General features: G+C 73.7%; 12 protein-coding genes. 7 read left to right on the forward strand and 5 right to left on the reverse strand.

Annotated features, from left to right (window positions below; all coding sequences use genetic code 11):
- Window positions 1-3: 3 nt before the first annotated feature.
- From scpA to BLW85_RS29050, 3 genes are all read right to left on the reverse strand, one after another.
- Window positions 4-2,178: a methylmalonyl-CoA mutase gene (scpA, locus tag BLW85_RS29040; protein ID WP_074993798.1), complete on the reverse strand. Its 2,175-nt coding sequence runs from the start codon at window positions 2,176-2,178 to the stop codon at window positions 4-6.
- Window positions 2,178-3,977, reverse strand: a complete 1,800-nt coding sequence (locus BLW85_RS29045) for a methylmalonyl-CoA mutase family protein (protein WP_074993800.1) — start codon at window positions 3,975-3,977, stop codon at window positions 2,178-2,180. Before BLW85_RS29045 ends, scpA begins: the two co-directional genes overlap by 1 nt.
- 287 nt (window positions 3,978-4,264) lie before the next feature.
- Window positions 4,265-6,028, reverse strand: a complete 1,764-nt coding sequence (locus tag BLW85_RS29050; RefSeq protein ID WP_425275349.1) for a hypothetical protein — start codon at window positions 6,026-6,028, stop codon at window positions 4,265-4,267.
- Window positions 6,029-6,222: 194 nt separating this feature from the next.
- On the opposite strand from BLW85_RS29050, the gene BLW85_RS29055 reads away from it, so the two are divergent.
- The 4 genes from BLW85_RS29055 (at window position 6,223) to BLW85_RS29070 (ending at window position 9,073) form a co-directional block, all read left to right on the forward strand.
- Complete coding sequence (locus BLW85_RS29055) at window positions 6,223-6,630, forward strand: cell division protein SepF (protein ID WP_070021935.1); 408 nt, start codon at window positions 6,223-6,225, stop codon at window positions 6,628-6,630.
- A 181-nt stretch (window positions 6,631-6,811) separates the two neighbouring features.
- Window positions 6,812-8,014, forward strand: a complete 1,203-nt coding sequence (locus BLW85_RS29060; RefSeq protein WP_070021936.1) for an AAA family ATPase — start codon at window positions 6,812-6,814, stop codon at window positions 8,012-8,014.
- Window positions 8,011-8,364 (forward strand): nucleotide pyrophosphohydrolase, encoded by a 354-nt coding sequence (locus BLW85_RS29065; protein WP_074993802.1) that lies wholly within the window; start codon window positions 8,011-8,013, stop codon window positions 8,362-8,364. Before BLW85_RS29060 ends, BLW85_RS29065 begins: the two co-directional genes overlap by 4 nt.
- 208 nt (window positions 8,365-8,572) lie before the next feature.
- Window positions 8,573-9,073: a DUF6099 family protein gene (locus BLW85_RS29070; protein ID WP_208624913.1), complete on the forward strand. Its 501-nt coding sequence runs from the start codon at window positions 8,573-8,575 to the stop codon at window positions 9,071-9,073.
- A 38-nt stretch (window positions 9,074-9,111) separates the two neighbouring features.
- Here BLW85_RS29070 and BLW85_RS29075 read toward each other — a convergent pair whose 3' ends face one another.
- Window positions 9,112-10,047 carry a LysR family transcriptional regulator gene (locus BLW85_RS29075; RefSeq protein WP_074993803.1) on the reverse strand — a complete coding sequence of 312 codons (936 nt, stop codon included), beginning with the start codon at window positions 10,045-10,047 and terminating at the stop codon, window positions 9,112-9,114.
- A 95-nt stretch (window positions 10,048-10,142) separates the two neighbouring features.
- Here BLW85_RS29075 and BLW85_RS29080 point away from each other — a divergent pair, with 95 nt between their 5' ends.
- A complete protein-coding gene (locus tag BLW85_RS29080) occupies window positions 10,143-11,300 on the forward strand; it encodes a nuclear transport factor 2 family protein (protein ID WP_074993804.1) in 1,158 nt (385 codons plus the stop codon).
- Window positions 11,301-11,382: 82 nt separating this feature from the next.
- Here the strand turns inward: BLW85_RS29080 and BLW85_RS29085 are convergent, their stop codons facing one another.
- Window positions 11,383-12,306 carry an LLM class F420-dependent oxidoreductase gene (locus BLW85_RS29085; RefSeq protein WP_074993805.1) on the reverse strand — a complete coding sequence of 308 codons (924 nt, stop codon included), beginning with the start codon at window positions 12,304-12,306 and terminating at the stop codon, window positions 11,383-11,385.
- Between the two features lie 104 nt (window positions 12,307-12,410).
- Between BLW85_RS29085 and BLW85_RS29090 the strand changes: the two genes are divergently transcribed.
- On the forward strand, window positions 12,411-13,874 hold the full coding sequence (locus BLW85_RS29090; RefSeq protein WP_070021941.1) for a 3' terminal RNA ribose 2'-O-methyltransferase Hen1: 1,464 nt from the start codon (window positions 12,411-12,413) through the stop codon (window positions 13,872-13,874).
- A complete protein-coding gene (locus BLW85_RS29095; protein WP_074993806.1) occupies window positions 13,871-16,411 on the forward strand; it encodes a polynucleotide kinase-phosphatase in 2,541 nt (846 codons plus the stop codon). The genes BLW85_RS29090 and BLW85_RS29095 overlap by 4 nt, the downstream gene beginning before the upstream one ends.
- Window positions 16,412-16,423: the final 12 nt, after the last annotated feature.

The raw sequence follows: 16,423 nt of genomic DNA on the forward strand, positions 1-16,423 counted from the left end.
GCCCTACAGCTCGTGGCCGAGGTCGGCCGCGAGGCGCCGCACCAGGTCGTGGGCCGCGTCCGGGATCACCGTCCCGGGCGGGAACACGGCCGTGGCGCCCATCTCCAGCAGCGTCGGCACGTCCTGCGGCGGGATCACCCCGCCCACCACGATCATGATGTCCTCGCGGCCCTCCTCCGCCAGTTTCTCGCGCAGCGCCGGTACGAGGGTGAGGTGACCGGCGGCCAGCGAGGACACGCCGACCACGTGCACATCCGCCTCGACCGCCTGCCGGGCGACCTCGTCCGGGGTCTGGAACAGCGGGCCGACGTCGACGTCGAAGCCCAGGTCGGCGAAGGCGGTGGCGATCACCTTCTGGCCGCGGTCGTGGCCGTCCTGGCCCATCTTGGCGACCAGGATGCGCGGCCGGCGCCCCTCGGCCTCCTCGAAGGCGTCCACCAGGGCCCGGGTGCGGTCCACCGACGGGGACTCGCCTGCTTCGTTGCGGTACACACCGGAGATCGTACGGATCTGGCTCGCGTGCCGGCCGTACACCTTCTCCAGGGCGTCGGAGATCTCCCCGACCGTCGCCTTGGCGCGGGCCGCCCGCACCGCCAGCTCCAGCAGGTTCTCGCCGCCCTCGGCGCCCCGGGTCAGCGCGTCCAGCGCGTCCCGGCAGGACTGCTCGTCGCGCTCCGCCCGCAGCCTGCGCAGCTTCTCGATCTGCTGGGCGCGCACCGAGGAGTTGTCGACCTTGAGCACCTCGATCTGCTCGTCGCTGTCGACCCGGTACTTGTTGACGCCGATCACCGGCTGGCGCCCGGAGTCGATGCGGGCCTGGGTGCGGGCCGCCGCCTCCTCCACGCGCAGCTTGGGGATGCCGGCGTCGATGGCCTGCGCCATGCCGCCCGCCCGCTCCACCTCCTGGATGTGCGCCCAGGCCTTGCGCGCGAGGTCGTACGTCAGACGCTCCACATAGGCGCTGCCGCCCCACGGGTCGATGACCCGGGTGGTGCCCGACTCCTGCTGGATGAGCAGCTGGGTGTTGCGGGCGATGCGCGCCGAGAAGTCGGTGGGCAGGGCGAGCGCCTCGTCCAGGGCGTTGGTGTGCAGCGACTGGGTGTGGCCCTGGGCCGCCGCCATCGCCTCCACACAGGTGCGGGTGACGTTGTTGAACACGTCCTGCGCGGTCAGCGACCAGCCCGAGGTCTGCGAATGCGTGCGCAGCGAGAGGGACTTGGCGTTCTCCGGCTCGAACTGCGAGACCAGCTTGGCCCACAGCAGCCGGGCCGCGCGCAACTTGGCGATCTCCATGAAGAAGTTCATGCCGATCGCCCAGAAGAACGACAGCCGGGGCGCGAACGCGTCCACGTCCAGGCCGGCCGCGCGACCCGCGCGGATGTACTCCACACCGTCCGCGAGGGTGTACGCCAGCTCCAGGTCGGCCGTCGCACCCGCCTCCTGGATGTGGTATCCGGAGATGGAGATGGAGTTGTAGCGCGGCATCCGCTGCGAGGTGTACGCGAAGATGTCGGAGATGATCCGCATCGACGGCTTCGGCGGATAGATGTAGGTGTTGCGGACCATGAACTCCTTGAGGATGTCGTTCTGGATGGTCCCGGCCAGCTTCTCGGGCGGTACGCCCTGCTCCTCGGCGGCCACGATGTACAGCGCCAGCACCGGCAGCACGGCGCCGTTCATCGTCATCGACACCGACATCCGGTCCAGCGGGATGCCGTCGAACAGCTGCCGCATGTCGTAGATCGAGTCGATGGCCACGCCCGCCATGCCGACGTCGCCGGTCACCCGGGGGTGGTCGCTGTCGTAGCCGCGGTGGGTGGGCAGGTCGAAGGCGACCGACAGGCCCTTCTGGCCCGCCGCAAGGTTGCGCCGGTAGAAGGCGTTGGACTCCTCGGCGGTGGAGAAGCCCGCGTACTGGCGGATGGTCCAGGGCTGGTTGACGTACATCGTCGGGTACGGGCCGCGCAGATACGGCGCGATGCCCGGGTAGGTGCCCAGGAAGTCCAGGCCCTCCAGGTCACGCCCGGTGTACAGCGGCTTGACCCCGATGCCCTCCGGGGTCTCCCACAGCGGGTCGGCGCCGCCGGTGGCCCGCTTGACGGCCGACTGCCACTCCTCGGCGCTGCCGCCGGCCACCGGGGTCCCCAGCTCGATGCCGGAGAAGTCGGGGATTCCCATCAGGACACTCCCATGCGGTCGAGGGTCGCGGACAGCACATCGACGGCGTCGCAGCCCGCGAAGACGTACGAGTCGACGCCGGCGTACTCGCCCCGGCCCGCCAGGAACACATGCCGGGCGCCGGCCGCGCGCAGCGACTCGGCGGCCTGTTCGGCCTGTTCGGCGTAGAGCGCGTCGCTGGAGCACAGTACGGCCTCGGTGGCACCGCTGTCCGCGAAGCCGCCCTCGGTGACCGGCTCGATGCCGCCCGCCTGGAACAGGTTGGCCGCGAAGGTCGCGCGGGCCGTGTGGGCGGCGGCCGGGCCGAGCGTGGCCAGGAAGATCCGCGGGCGGGCGCCGGTGGCGGCAAGGTGCGCGTCGGAGCGGGCGCGCAGCTCCTCGAACGCCTCGTCGCGGCGTACCCGCGGCAACCCGCCGGACGGCGGCTCGGGCGCGGGCTCGCGCACCACCGGCTTCTCGGCGAGCAGCGGGAACTCGCTGACACCCGTGATGGGTTCGCGGCGCTTGGCGAGCCGCTTGGAGCGCTCCGCCCAGGTCGTCGCGAGGTCGGTGCGCAGCCGGCCGGAGCGCAGCACGGCCGCCTGGCCGCCGTCGCGCTCGATGGTGCGGAAGAACTCCCAGGCGGCCTGGGCGAGTTCGTCGGTCAGCCGCTCCACGTACCAGGAACCGCCCGCCGGGTCGATGACCCGGGACAGGTGCGACTCCTCGATCAGGATGGTGGAGGTGTTGCGGGCGATCCGGCGGGCGAACGCGTCCGGCAGGCCGAGCGCGTGGTCGAACGGCAGCACCGTCACGGAATCGGCGCCGCCCACCCCGGCGGCGAGCGTCGCGACCGTGGTGCGCAGCATGTTCACCCACGGGTCGCGGCGGGACATCATCACCGGCGAGGTCACCACGTGCTGCGTCTGCGCCCCGGGCGCCCCGCAGACCTCGGCGACCCGGGACCACAGCCGGCGCGCCGCGCGCAGCTTGGCGACGGTCAGGAACTGGTCGGCGGTGGCCGCGTAGCGGAACTCCAGCTGTCCGGCGGCCTGTTCGAGGGTCAGCCCGGCCTCGGTCAGCGCGCGCAGATAGGCCACGCCGGTGGCGAGCGAGGCGCCCAGCTCCTGCGCGGCCGAGCCGCCCGCCTCGTGGTACGGCAGCGCGTCCACCGTCAGCGCGCGCAGGCCGGGGCGGGTTTCGGCGCAGCGCGCGGCCAGGGCGGCGTACGGCGCGAAGTCCAGCGCGGTGCCGGTGCGGGCCTCGTACCCGAGCGGGTCGCCGCCCAGGTTGCCGCGGGCGGCCTTCGGGTCGACGCCGCGGTCCGCGTACAGCCGCAGCAGCGCCTCGGCGGCCTCCTCGGTGTCCCGCCCGGCGTCCAGGACGACCGGCGCGAGGTCGAGGTAGACGCCCTCCAGGGCCCGGCCCAGCTCGGCGACGGGAATGCCGCCCTCGCCGAGCACCAGCCACAGCGAGGTGCCGCCGTTCTCCAGGTCGGCGAGGACCGCGCCGTCGGCGAGCGCGGTGTGCCGCTGCCGTACGTCCCAGCCGCCGACGACCCCGCCCTCGGGGCGCGAGCCGCGCAGATACGGGGCGAAGCCCGGCAGTCCGGGGTCGGGCGCGGCGTCGCGCGCGGTGTACAGGGGACGGGTGCGCAGCCCGTCCTCCAGCGTCGTGGACAGAGCGTCCTCAGCTGCCGCGCCCGAGACTTCCTTGCCCGACTTGCGCAGCACACCCTCCACCAGGCGTTGCCACTGCTCGTGTGTCGCGTCAGGGAACTCGGCGGCCAGTGAGAGCCCGTCGTCAGGCAGGACCGTCATGGCTCGGATGCTAGGCCAGTGCGCTCAGAAGAGTGCAGAGCAAACGCTTGTGAGTTTTCTCCCCTTGCGGCTGTGACCTGCACCGCTCCCGACGGCGATCCGGCTGCTGTGACAGCGCGCCGCGGCGCGCCGTGAGGGCGGACTGTGATGCGGGGCATCACCCTCGGCGGAGACGGCGGAGACGGCGGAGACGGCGGTGCGGGCCGGCCGCGGTGACGACGCCCGCGTGGAACCACCCCGGCGGCGCAGCTGTGGCGGGGCGGCCGCGCGGCCGGGCCCTGGCCGGGTCAGTCCCCGATGCCGAGGTCGGAGCGGCGCACGTCGCGGGTGGACAGTGTCTGCGGGGTGCCCGTGAAGGCGCGCAGGCGCAGATGGGTGCTCGTCTTCGCCGGGACGGTGAAGTGGCCGGACGGAGCGCGCAGTTCGACGGTCGTCGTGGTGTGCGCGGGGATCGTGGCCGGGCCGTGCGTGCGCGACCAGTAGCGGTTCATGCCCTGGCCCGTGGTGAGCATGTAGTACGGGGTGAGCGGGGTGTCGCCGGTGTTGGCGACCTTCAGGGTCAGCCCGGTCACCGTGCGCCCCGGGCGGTGCCTCACCGAGGCGATGTCCATCCGCAGCGGCGCGCGCCCCGTGGCCGCGAGGACCGCGCTCACCAGCGCGGGCGCCAGCAGCACCACGACGGCCGCGGCCAGCGCGGGCCTGCGGCGCGGGCCGGTCAGCGGACCCGGCCGCGGCTGCCAGGCGTTGCCGAACTCGGACAGCGGCACCGTGATCGCCGCCGCCAGCCACAGCGGGGTCATCATCAGGTAGTAGCCGTCCTGCGAGCGCGTCGCCAGATAGAACGCGCACCACGGCAGCACGGTCGCGGCGGGGCCGAGCCGCCGTACGAACAGCACGAACAGGGCCAGCAGGGCGGCGGCGAGCAGCATGCTGGCGTGGCTGTACCAGTCGAGCCGGTCGCTGCCGTGGGTGAAGTACAGCGAGACGTCCACCAGGCCCTGGCCGTGCAGCACCGCGCCCTGGGTCAGCGGCAGCGCGATGCCCCGCAGCCACGGGCCGGGCTCGGTCACGATCAGATACGCGTTGATCAGCAGGAAGGCCGACACCGCGACCCCGGCGATCCGCAGCACCACCCGCGCGGCCGCCCGCCCGCCCAGCTCGCCGCGGCGCACCGCGTAGACCCCGGCGAGCAGGAACGGTGTCACGAACCAGGGCAGTTGCTGGGCCGCGCACGCCGCGCCGAGGCAGGCGGCCCGCGCGATGCCGGCCGCGCCGAGCCGGCCGCCCGCGCCCAGCCGGGGCCAGCGGACCACCACCGGCACCAGCAGGGCGAGCGCGACGATCGCGGGGTAGCCCTGACGGGCGTACATCGGCAGGAACCCGAAGCCCAGGCACACCATGGTGGCCGCCGGGCGCCACGGCGCCGGCAGCATCCGCCACAGCAGCACCGCGCCCACGACCAGCGCCGCCGTGGCCGCCGCGGTCGCCGGGGCGCCGTTGTGCCCCAGCCACAGGAACGGCAGGGTGAGCAGCGGCGCCAGCGGGGGATAGCCGTACGTGTAGTCGTACCCGCCGCTCGTCGTCGCCGTCAGCGCCACGCCCTTGAGGTGGAACAGCCACGGCCAGGGGTGGTCGTACAGCGTGTGCCCGCCGGCCAGTTCCTTGGCGGCCTGCGTGGTGAGGACCGCCTCGTCGCCGCCCGCGTGGTTCAGCGCCCACGCGCACAGCGTGAGGACGATCGCCGTCACCAGCACCACGAGGTCCAGGCGGGCCAGCGAGCGCGCCCGGCGGACCGTCAGCGTCAGCACGCCGGTCACCAGGATCGCGGCGTAGCAGACGGAGATGACCCCGGCGAGGACGAGACGGTGCGTGGCCGCCTGGGTCCAGACCGAGCGGGTGCCGATGAAGAGGCTCACGTCGGCGAGGAGGGTGAGCACGCGGTGCCACTGCGCGGGGGCCCCGGGGACCTCCGCGCGCGGTCCCGGTACGGCGGACACCGCCGACTGCGTCCGCCGGCCGGGCGTCACCTGCTGTGTTTCTGCCAAGTGCACGGGATCGGACGCTATCGGCGACGTGTGAGCGGCTCGCGGCGGCAGGTGAAGAGTCTGGTATGAGGGCGGTAAGAAGCGGGCGTATTCGTACATGTGCCCCAGCCTGGGGCGGGTTCGGCGTCATCGGGGCGATGCCACCCGTGTCGTTGTTGGGCCGAACGGGTGACTTGGCGTAAGAATTGGCTGGTGCAGGCATGGAGTGCGAGTCAGGTCGGGGGGAGCCGGTGAGCCGTTACGACGTCACCGATGAACAGTGGGAAGGGCTCGCCCAGGTCGTGCCGTTGCGGGGCCGGGACGCGTGGCCGTCCGCGGTGAACCACCGCTCGCTGCCCGACGACGAGACCGAGACCCGGCGCCGCTTCGTCGTCCTGCGGGTGAATGTCTTCGCGGACGCCCGCGAGGTGGCCGAGACCGTGATGGCCGGCGCGCCGGTCCTCCTGGACCTCTCCGGCGCGGAGGGCGACGTCGCCAAACGCGTCCTCGACTTCAGCACGGGTGTCGTCTTCGGTCTGGGCAGCGGAATGCACCGGGTCGACCGCAACGTGTTCCTCCTCACTCCGCCCGGCACGGAGGTCAGCGGGCTGATGGAGGGCGCGGGCTGACGAGGGGCGCCGGGGCCCGCGACGAGTGAGGCGCGGCGCCCGGGGCCGGACGCGCCATGCCGGTTTCCGTCACCCGGTCCGGTGACGCGCGGGTCATCGCCGCGACCGTGCGCCCCCCGATCGTGGGAACGCCGCCCGGGGAAACGGTTCGGTGCCCCGGACGGGGCCCTACCGTTCGGGCATGTCCGTGCCCTCCGTGTCCCCCGTCTCCTCCGTGCCCGTCGTCGAGGCGGCGGTGGGCGACGCGTTCGCCGGGGCCGTCGGTCCGCCCGACGCGCGGCCGCGGATCGCCGAGTTGCGGCTGTCGGCCTTCGCGGGACACCGGCGGGCCGGGTACCCGCTGGGGCCGGTCACCGTGTTCGCGGGGCCCAGCGGCGCGGGCAAGACGACCGCGCTCGCGGCGTACGAGGGGCTGGCCCGGCTCGGCGGGGGCGCCTCGCTCGTGGAGGCGTTCCCGGACCCGGCCGCCTGTGTGCCCGACCGGGCCCGGCCCGACGCCGAGGGCCGCAGGGGCTTCAGGATCGGCTGTACGGCCGACGGCGCCGAGGGCCCGGTCCGGCTCGACATCGCCGTCCAGGCCGAGCCGCACCCGCGGATCGTGGGCGAACGGCTCACCGCGGCCGGCGTCGTGCTCCTGGAGACCGCCCTGCGCGATCCCGGGCGGCGCACCGTGCAGGCCGCCTGGCACACCGCGGGCGCCGCGCCGGTGACCCGCGCGCCGCTCCCCGACGACCGCCTGGGCACCGCCCTGCTGCCGCTGCGGGTGGCCGGCAAGACGGACGGGCAGCGCCGGGTGCTGGCCGCGGCCGAGCAGATGGTCGTCGCCCTGCGCTCGGTCTTCGCCTGCGACCCCCGCCCCGACTGCATGCGCACCCCCGTGCCCATCGGGCACGGCCGGCTGATGCGCGGCTGCGACAACCTCGCCGAGGTGCTGTGGCGCACCCGCGCCGAGTGCGCCCGCCGGCACGCCCGGCTGGTCGAGGCGCTGGAGGCGGGCTGTGCCGGACCGGTGGCCGACCTGATCGCCGAACCGCTCTTCGACGGCACGGTACGGGCCCTGCTCGACCGCGGCGACGGGCACCGCACCGACCTGGCCCGGCTCGGCGAGGGCGAACTGCGGTATCTGGCACTGGCGTTGGTGCTGCTGACCGGCCCCGGGGTGCTGGACGTCGACCCGCCGGGCGAGGTGCCCGACGCGCTGCGCTCCCTCACCGTCCTCGCCGACGGCTTCGACCGCTGCCTCGACCCGGCCCAGCGCCGCGCCCTGCTGCGGCTGGCGGTGCGGATGGGCGAACGCGGGCACATCCGCTGTGTGGCGGCGGTCAACGACGCGTCCTGGGCCGCCGGGACGGAGGGCGTCACGGTGGTACACCTGAACCCGTGACGGAACACCCCGACCTGCCCCGACTCCAACGCCGGCTGGCCGAGTTCGCCGCCGCCCGCGACTGGGGGCCGTACCACACGCCCAAGAACCTCGTCGCCGCGCTCAGCGTGGAGGCCTCCGAACTGGTCGAGATCTTCCAGTGGTTGACCCCGGAGGAGTCCGCCCGGGTGATGGCCGACCCCGGCACCGCGCACCGCGTCCGCGACGAGGTAGCCGACGTGCTCGCCTACCTCCTCCAGTTCTGCGAGGTCCTGGACATCGACCCGCTGACCGCCCTGGCGGAGAAGATCGACCGCAACGAACGGCGCTTCCCGCTGCCGGGGACGGGGGCGGGGGACGAACCCGGCTGACCGCCGTACGACCGGACGTCACGCACCCGTCAACAGCCGGACACCCCGCTTCCGTTATCACTCTCCGCAGTCGAATTGCCGATCGAATCCGAATTGTTGTCCCCAGATTTCGGGCTTCCTCTAGCTTTTCGTCCCAACGACCTTCACTCTGGGTAGTGGACAAGAGAGTCAGTGAACAAGCGAGCGAGTGAAGGGACGGGGGCGGCGGATGGACGCGGTACGGCTCATCCTCACCGGCAGGCGGGCCCTGGCCGGCGGGACGGACACGCCCGGACTGCTGGCGGAGGTGTGGCAGGCGCAGGCACTCGCGCAGGCGATCGGCAGCAGGCTCGCGGTCTCCGGACCACCGGAACTGCGCGGCGAAGCGCTCGGTCTGACCGAGCTGGCGGGCCGGGGCTGCGGCGTCCTCGATCCGCCCGAACTGGACCCCGGCGATCTGCGCGCGGCCCAGCTCACCCGGCTGGACGACGCCCGCGAGACCCTGCTCTGCCTCGGCGGCCTGCTCGGCGAGGTCGGCATGGCGCTGGTCGGCGTGGCCAGCACCGCGGCGGACGAGACGACGTACTGGCAGTGCATGGAGGCGATCGACGCGGCCGACGAGTCCCGCGACCGCGTCCGCGAGATGCTGCGCAAGCTGGCGGCGCGCGAGGAGGTGTTATCGGGGAACGACAACCAGGGCAGCCCCTTCGGCGGCGCACCGTGCGCGTAGCCCGCGCCGGTTCCCGCGGTGGCCGCGGGGAGTCCGGGTCATGCCGGAGCCGGGTGTTCCTGGCGCGGACGAGTGGCGTGGGCCGGGCGTGCCGCGGCGAAGGCCGTTGCCAGCTGGTCGAGCAGGGCCGCCGCCCAGGGGTGCGGGTCACGGCGCGCCGTGACCGCGTAGATGCCCCGGGTCGGGGGATCAACGAGGCCGACCGTGGTGACATCGGCTCGCAGGGCGCGCGCCAGCACCCCGGGGATCAGCGCGATGGCGTGTCCGGTCGCGACCAGCGCCAGCTTGCCGGGCAGATCCGCCGCGGTGAGGTCGATGCGGGCGCCGACGGCGGCGCGGGCGGCGTGCTGGCGCAGGAGCGCCGCGGAGCCGTCGTTGTCCTCGACCCAGGTCTGATCGGCCAACGCCTCGATGTGCACAGCCCGTTGACCGGCCTGCGGATGGCCGGCCGGCAGTGCGACGACCATCTCGTCCAGTCCGAGGAACCGGCGCTCGACCCGCGGGTCGTGGGGCAGCCCGGGCGGGGCGTCGGTGACGACGGCGACATCGAGATCGCCGGCCGGCACGCGGTCGTGCAGCTGTGCGCTCAGACCGGGGAGCAGGCTCCACCGGAGGGAACCGGCCTGCCGCAACAGGCCCTGGAGGGCCTCGGGGACGATCCCCGCGGCGAGAGAAGGCGTCGCGCCGACGGCCAGGGGTCGCTCGCACACCCCGTCACGGACGTCCCGCACGGCGCGCACCGCGCGGTCGGCCTCGTCGAGCGTGGCCAGCGCATGGCGCCGGAACACCTCACCGGCCGGCGTGGGACGCACGCCGCGCGCGTGCCGCTCCAGTAGAGGAACGCCCAACTGCCGCTCCAGATTGGTCACTTGCCGAGAAACGGCCGACTGGGTGTGATTCAGCTCGGCGGCCGCCGCCGACAGCGACCCGAGCCGGCACACGGTCACGAAGGCCCGCCACACTGTCAGATCCATGTCCGCAGTATGCCCGGCAGCCATGCGCATCCCGCAGAGCTGGCATGCCGAATCTGCGCTTGTCGCATCCCTCGCCGTGTACCACCGTGGCACGCATGACCACATCGCACACGATCGCCGTCCTCGGCCTCGGGCGCATGGGCGGCGCGATGGCGTCCCGACTGGCCGCCCAGGGCCGGGACATCGTCGGCTGGACCCGCTCGGGGCGCACCTCGGCGGCCGTCTCCTCGACCGGCGACCCGAACGAGGCCGTGGCGGCGGCCGGCCTCGTACTCCTGTCACTGTTCGACGCCCAGGCCTGCCGACAGGTCCTGGACGGCGTCCGCGGTTCGCTGCGCGACGACACGGTGATCATCAACACCGCCACCGTCGCCCCCGCGGAGGCGGCGGAGCTGGCCCGCCGGTTCGGCCCGTCCTACGTCCACGCGCCGTTGATCGGCTCCGTACCGGCTGCCGCCGCCGGTGACCTGCGGATTCTCGCCGCCGCCGACCAGGACGCGCTCAACAGGGCCCGGCCGGTCCTCGACACACTGGGCACCGTCCGGCAGGTGGCGGACGCCGCCACCGCCGCCGCGCTCAAGCTGATCGCCAACCACAGCCTCGCGGGGGCGGTTCTCGCACTGCGCGACTCGCTGCGGCAGGCCGACGCCCTCGGGCTGCCCCGCGCCCAGGTACTGGACGTCCTGGAACTCGGACAGCTCGGCGGGCTCGTGGCCCGCAAACGGCCCTTCCTCCTCGGCGAGCCGGCCGCGCCCACCGCCGAGTTCACCATCGGCGCACTGGCCAAGGACATGGCCCTGCTGGCCGCCGCCTCGGACACCCCCGTGCGCAGCGCGGCCGGACCGGACGACGCCCTCGCCGGCCCCGAGGCCGACATCGCCGTCGCCGCCACCGCCCCCGCGGCGGAGGAGGCGGTGCTCGAACCGCTCCGCGCCTACGTCCGCGGACACGCCACCGGCGACCCCACCCACTTCCGCGACGCGTTCCTGCCCACCGCCCACATCGAAGGCATCCGGGACGGCGCCTTCGTCTCGTGGCGCCTGGACGAGTACTGCGCGCTCTTCCTGGGCGAGCCGGCCCCCGACGAACCCGCCCGCTCCCGCCGCGTCGACACCCTCGACGTCCACGGCACCGTGGCGACCGCGACCATGACGCTCGCGCACGGCGCGGACACGTTCACCGACGTCTTCCTGCTCTTGCGCGCCGACGGCGGCTGGCGTATCGCCAACAAGGCCTATCACCGGCACGGCTGAGCGGGCGGGCGGCAGGGCGGCTCTCCCCGCGAAGGCGCCCCACCGGGCCGGTGGTCTTGCCGGCCCGGTGGGGGCACGGTCGTCAGGCGACCTGCGGCATGACCTCGGCGGCGATCAGCTCCAGGTGGTCCAGGTCGTCCAGGTCCAGCATCTGGAAGTAGACGCGGGTCGAGCCGACCGCGGCGTAGCGGCCCAGCTTCTCCACGACCTCGGCGGGGGAGCCCGCGAGACCGTTGGCCTTCAGCTCGTCCACCTCGCGGCCGATGGCGTCCGCGCGCCGCTTGACCTCGGCGTCGTTCCTGCCGACGCAGGCGACCAGCGCGTTGGAGTAGACGAGGTCGTCGCCCTTCCGCCCGTGCTCCTCGGCCGCGGCCCGGACCCGGCCGAACTGGCGCTCACTGTCCTCGACGGAGGCGAACGGGATGTTGAACTCGTCGGCGTACCGCGCCGCCAGCGTCGGCGTCCGCTTGGCGCCGTGCCCGCCGATGAGGACCGGCACCTTGGCCTGCGCGGGCTTCGGCAGCGCCGGGGAGTCCTGCAAGCGGTAGAACGTGCCGTCGTAGTCGAACCGCTCGCCGACCGGCGTCCGCCACAGCCCCGTGACGATGGCCAGTTGCTCCTCCAGGCGCCCGAACTTCTCCTTCGGGAAGGGGATGCCGTACGCCTTGTGCTCCTCCTCGTACCAGCCCGAGCCGAGACCCAGCTCCACCCGCCCGCCGGACATCTGGTCGACCTGCGCCACCTGGATGGCCAGGACGCCGGGCAGCCGGAAGGTGCCCGCCGTCATCAGCGTGCCGAGCCGGATGCGGCTGGTCTCCCGGGCGATGCCGGCCAGGGTGATCCAGGCGTCGGTGGGACCGGGCAGACCGTCCACGTCGCCCATGTGGAGGTAGTGGTCCGAGCGGAAGAAAGCGTCGTAGCCCAGCTCCTCCGCGGTCTTGGCGACGCGCAGCAGCGTGTCGTAGGTCGCGCCCTGCTGGGGTTCTGTGAAGACTCGAAGATCCATGTATCCATCATGCATGCCGCCGTGCGGGCGCCCGCGCGGGGCAGTGGGCAGCGGGACGGAAAACCGGTGGTCACAGGGGTGCCCGGACGGGGAGACTCGGACGCGTGTTCCTGACGATCTCCACCAGCGGCGACGCCGCCCACCCGGCCACCGACCTCGGGTACCTGCTGCACAAGCACCCCGGCAAGGCGCAGAGGTTCTCCACGTCCTACGGCACCGCGCACGTCTTCTACCCCGAGGCGGACGACGCGCGCTGCACGGCCGCCCTGTTGCTGGAGACCGATCCGGTGGCGCTGGTGCGGCGCGGCAAGGGCAAGGGCCGCGGCGGCGCACCCGACGCTGCGCTCGCGCAGTACGTGAACGACCGCCCCTACGCCGCCTCCTCCCTCCTCGCCGTCGCCCTGAGCGGTGTCTTCTCCAGCGCCATGCGGGGGGTGTGCGCCGCTCGCCCCGAGCGGGCCGCCGCCCCGCTGCCGCTGCGCATCGAGGTCCCGGCCGTGCCCGCCCGCGGCGGCGCCCCTCTCGTGCGAAGGCTCTTCGAGCCGCTCGGCTGGACGGTGGGCGCCGAACCGGTCCCGCTGGACACGGAGTTCCCGCAGTGGGGCGACTCGCGCTACGTCCGCCTGGTCCTGGAGTCGGACGCGCTGACCCTCGCCGAGGCGCTGCGCCATCTGTACGTGCTGCTGCCGGTCCTCGACGACGCCAAGCACTACTGGGTCTCCGCCGACGAGGTGGACAAGCTGCTGCGGGCCGGCGAGGGCTGGCTGCCCGGCCACCCGGAGCAGCAGCTGATCACCAGCCGCTATCTCTCCCGCCGCTGGTCGCTGACCCGGCAGGCGCGCGAGGCGCTGGAGCTGGTGCGGCTCGCCGAGGCCGACGACAGCGAGGTCGAGGAGATCGACAACGCGGTCGGCCAGGAGACCGAGGCGGAGGAGAAGCCGACCCCGCTCGCGGTCCAGCGCCGCGAGGCGATCGTCACCGCGCTGCGCGCCCGCGGCGCCGCCCGGGTGCTCGACCTCGGCTGCGGGCAGGGCCAGTTGGTGCAGGAGCTGCTGAAGGACGTCCGGTTCACCGAGATCGTCGGCGTCGACGTGTCCGTACGGGCGCTCGCCATCGCCTCCCGGCGGCTGAAGCTCGACCGCATGGGCGAGCGGCAGGCGTCCCGCGTCCGGCTGGTGCAGGGCTCGCTCGCCTACACCGACAAGCGGCTCAAAGGCTATGACGCGGCCGTGCTCAGCGAGGTGATCGAACACCTCGACCTGCCCCGGCTGCCCGCCCTGGAGTACGCCGTGTTCGGGCACGCCCGCCCGCGCACCGTCGTCGTCACCACCCCGAACGTCGAGTACAACGTCCGCTGGGAGACCCTGCCCGCCGGACACGTCCGGCACGGCGACCACCGCTTCGAGTGGACCCGTGCCGAGTTCCGCTCCTGGGCCGCCGAAGTCGCCGAACGGCACGGGTACGAGGTCGAGTTCCGGCCCGTCGGCCCCGACGACCCCGAGGTGGGACCGCCCACCCAGCTGGCCCTGTTCACCCTCACGACCGAGAAGGAGGCGAAGGCGGCATGACCGAGACACGGACCGGACGGGTCCTCCCCGTCACCGACCTCTCCCTCGTGGTCCTCGTCGGCGCCTCCGGCTCCGGCAAGTCCACCTTCGCCCGCAGGCACTTCAAGCCCACAGAGGTGATCTCCTCCGACTTCTGCCGCGGCCTGGTCGCCGACGACGAGAACGACCAGAGCGCCAGCCGCGACGCCTTCGACGTCCTGCACTACATAGCCGGCAAGCGGCTGGCCGCGGGCCGCCGCACCGTCGTGGACGCCACCAGCGTGCAGCAGGACAGCAGGCGCCAGCTGATCGAACTGGCGCGCAAGCACGACGTGCTGCCCATCGCCATCGTGCTCGACCTGCCCGAGGAGGTGTGTGCCGAGCGCAACGCGGCCCGCACCGACCGCGCCGACATGCCGCGCCGGGTCATCCAGCGGCACATCCGCGAACTGCGGCGCTCACTACGGCACTTGGAACGCGAGGGCTTCCGCAAGGTGCACGTCCTGCGCGGCGTCGAGGAGGCCGAGACCGCCACCGTCGTCACCGAGCGGCGTTTCAACGACCTGACCCACCTCACCGGCCCCTTCGACATCATCGGCGACGTGCACGGCTGCTCGGCCGAACTGGAGTCGCTGCTGTCCAAGCTGGGGTACGACGACGGCGTGCACCCCGAGGGCCGCACCGCCGTGTTCGTCGGCGACCTGGTCGACCGCGGCCCGGACAGCCCCGGTGTGCTGCGCCGGGTGATGGACATGGTGGAGGCGGGCCACGCGCTGTGCGTGCCGGGCAACCACGAGAACAAGTACGGCCGTCACCTCAAGGGCGGCAGCGTCCAGCACACCCACGGCCTCGCCGAGACCATCGCCCAGATGGACGGCGAGAGCGAGGAGTTCCGGGCGCGGGTGCGCACGTTCATCGACGGTCTCGTCAGCCACTACGTCCTCGACGGCGGCAAGCTGGTCGTCTGCCACGCCGGCCTGCCCGAGAAGTACCACGGCCGCACCTCCGGACGCGTCCGCTCGCACGCCCTGTACGGCGACACCACCGGGGAGACCGACGAGTTCGGCCTGCCCGTGCGCTACCCGTGGGCCGAGGACTACCGGGGCCGGGCGGCGGTCGTCTACGGCCACACGCCGGTGCCGGAGGCCACCTGGCTCAACAACACCATCTGCCTGGACACCGGCGCCGTCTTCGGCGGCCGGCTGACCGCGCTGCGCTGGCCGGAGCGCGAGCTGGTCGACGTGCCGGCCGAGCGCGTCTGGTACGAGCCGGCCCGCCCGCTGCGCACCGAGGCGCCCGGCGGGCGCGACGGCCGGCCGCTGGACCTGGCCGACGTCTACGGGCGCCGGGCGGTGGAGACCCGGCACGCCGGACGGGTGGCGGTGCGCGAGGAGAACGCGGCGGCGGCCCTGGAGGTCATGAGCCGCTTCGCGCTCGACCCGCGCCTGGTGCCGTATCTGCCGCCGACCATGGCGCCGACGGCCACCTCCGAGGTGGACGGCTATCTGGAGCATCCGCGAGAGGCGTTCGCGAGTTACGCGGCCGACGGGGTGGCGCGCGTGGTGTGCGAGGAGAAGCACATGGGCTCGCGGGCCGTGGTCCTGGTGTGCCGGGACGCGGCGGCGGCCACGCGGCGGTTCGGCGTGGAGGGCCCCACGGGCGCGCTGTACACCCGTACCGGGCGGCCCTTCTTCGACGACGAGGAGATGACCGAGTCGGTCCTGGACCGGCTGCGCGCGGCGGTCACCGAGGCCGGTCTGTGGTCCGAACTGGACACGGACTGGCTGCTGCTGGACGCCGAGCTGATGCCCTGGTCGCTGAAGGCCCAGGGCCTGCTGCGCAGCCAGTACGCGGCGGTCGGCGCCGCGTCCGGCGCGGTGTTCCCGGGCGCGCTGGCCGCGCTGGAGGCGGCCGCGGCACGGGGCACCGACGTGGGCGCCCTGCTCGACCGGCAGCGTGGGCGCGCCGCGGACGCGGCCGCGTTCACGGCCGCGTACCGGCGCTACTGCTGGACCACCGAGGGCCTGGACGGCGTCCGCCTGGCGCCCTTCCAGATCCTCGCCGCCGAGGGCCGCAGCCTCGCCGCGCTCCCGCACGACGAGCAACTGGCGCTGCTGGACCGCCTGGTGGAACACGACGCCGCCGGCCTGCTGGGGACCACCCGCCGGCTGTACGTGGACACGGGCGACCCCGAGTCGGTGCGGGCCGGTGTCGACTGGTGGCTGGAGATGACCGGCCGGGGCGGTGAGGGCATGGTCGTCAAGCCGCTCGGCGCCCTGGTCCGCCGCCCGGACGGCCGTCTGGTCCAGCCCGGCGTCAAGTGCCGGGGCCGCGAGTACCTGCGCATCATCTACGGCCCCGAGTACACCCGCCCCGACAACCTCGCCCTGCTGCGCCGCCGGTTCCTCAACCACAAGCGCTCCCTCGCCCTGCGCGAGTACGCCCTCGGCCTGGAGGCCCTCGACCGCCTGTCCGCGGGCGAGCCGCTGTGGCGGGTGCACGAAGCGGTGTTCGCGGTGCTGGCGCTGGAGTCGGAGCCGGTGGACCCCCGGCTGTAGGCCGCCTGCGGC

Origin of the sequence: Streptomyces misionensis (genome assembly GCF_900104815.1) — a bacterium.
Taxonomy (GTDB): Bacteria; Actinomycetota; Actinomycetes; order Streptomycetales; family Streptomycetaceae; genus Streptomyces; species Streptomyces misionensis.

Excerpts from the sequence above, each read along its gene's own strand:
- BLW85_RS29095 (WP_074993806.1), top strand. The coding sequence starts at position 13,871 with ATGACCGAGACACGGACCGGACGGGTCCTCCCCGTCACCGACCTCTCC.
- BLW85_RS29055 (WP_070021935.1), top strand. The coding sequence starts at position 6,223 with ATGGAGTGCGAGTCAGGTCGGGGGGAGCCGGTGAGCCGTTACGACGTC.
- BLW85_RS29060 (WP_070021936.1), top strand. The coding sequence starts at position 6,812 with ATGTCCGTGCCCTCCGTGTCCCCCGTCTCCTCCGTGCCCGTCGTCGAG.
- BLW85_RS29085 (WP_074993805.1), bottom strand. The coding sequence starts at position 12,306 with ATGGATCTTCGAGTCTTCACAGAACCCCAGCAGGGCGCGACCTACGAC.
- BLW85_RS29080 (WP_074993804.1), top strand. The coding sequence starts at position 10,143 with ATGACCACATCGCACACGATCGCCGTCCTCGGCCTCGGGCGCATGGGC.
- BLW85_RS29070 (WP_208624913.1), top strand. The coding sequence starts at position 8,573 with ATGGACGCGGTACGGCTCATCCTCACCGGCAGGCGGGCCCTGGCCGGC.
- BLW85_RS29075 (WP_074993803.1), bottom strand. The coding sequence starts at position 10,047 with ATGGATCTGACAGTGTGGCGGGCCTTCGTGACCGTGTGCCGGCTCGGG.
- scpA (WP_074993798.1), bottom strand. The coding sequence starts at position 2,178 with ATGGGAATCCCCGACTTCTCCGGCATCGAGCTGGGGACCCCGGTGGCC.
- BLW85_RS29045 (WP_074993800.1), bottom strand. The coding sequence starts at position 3,977 with ATGACGGTCCTGCCTGACGACGGGCTCTCACTGGCCGCCGAGTTCCCT.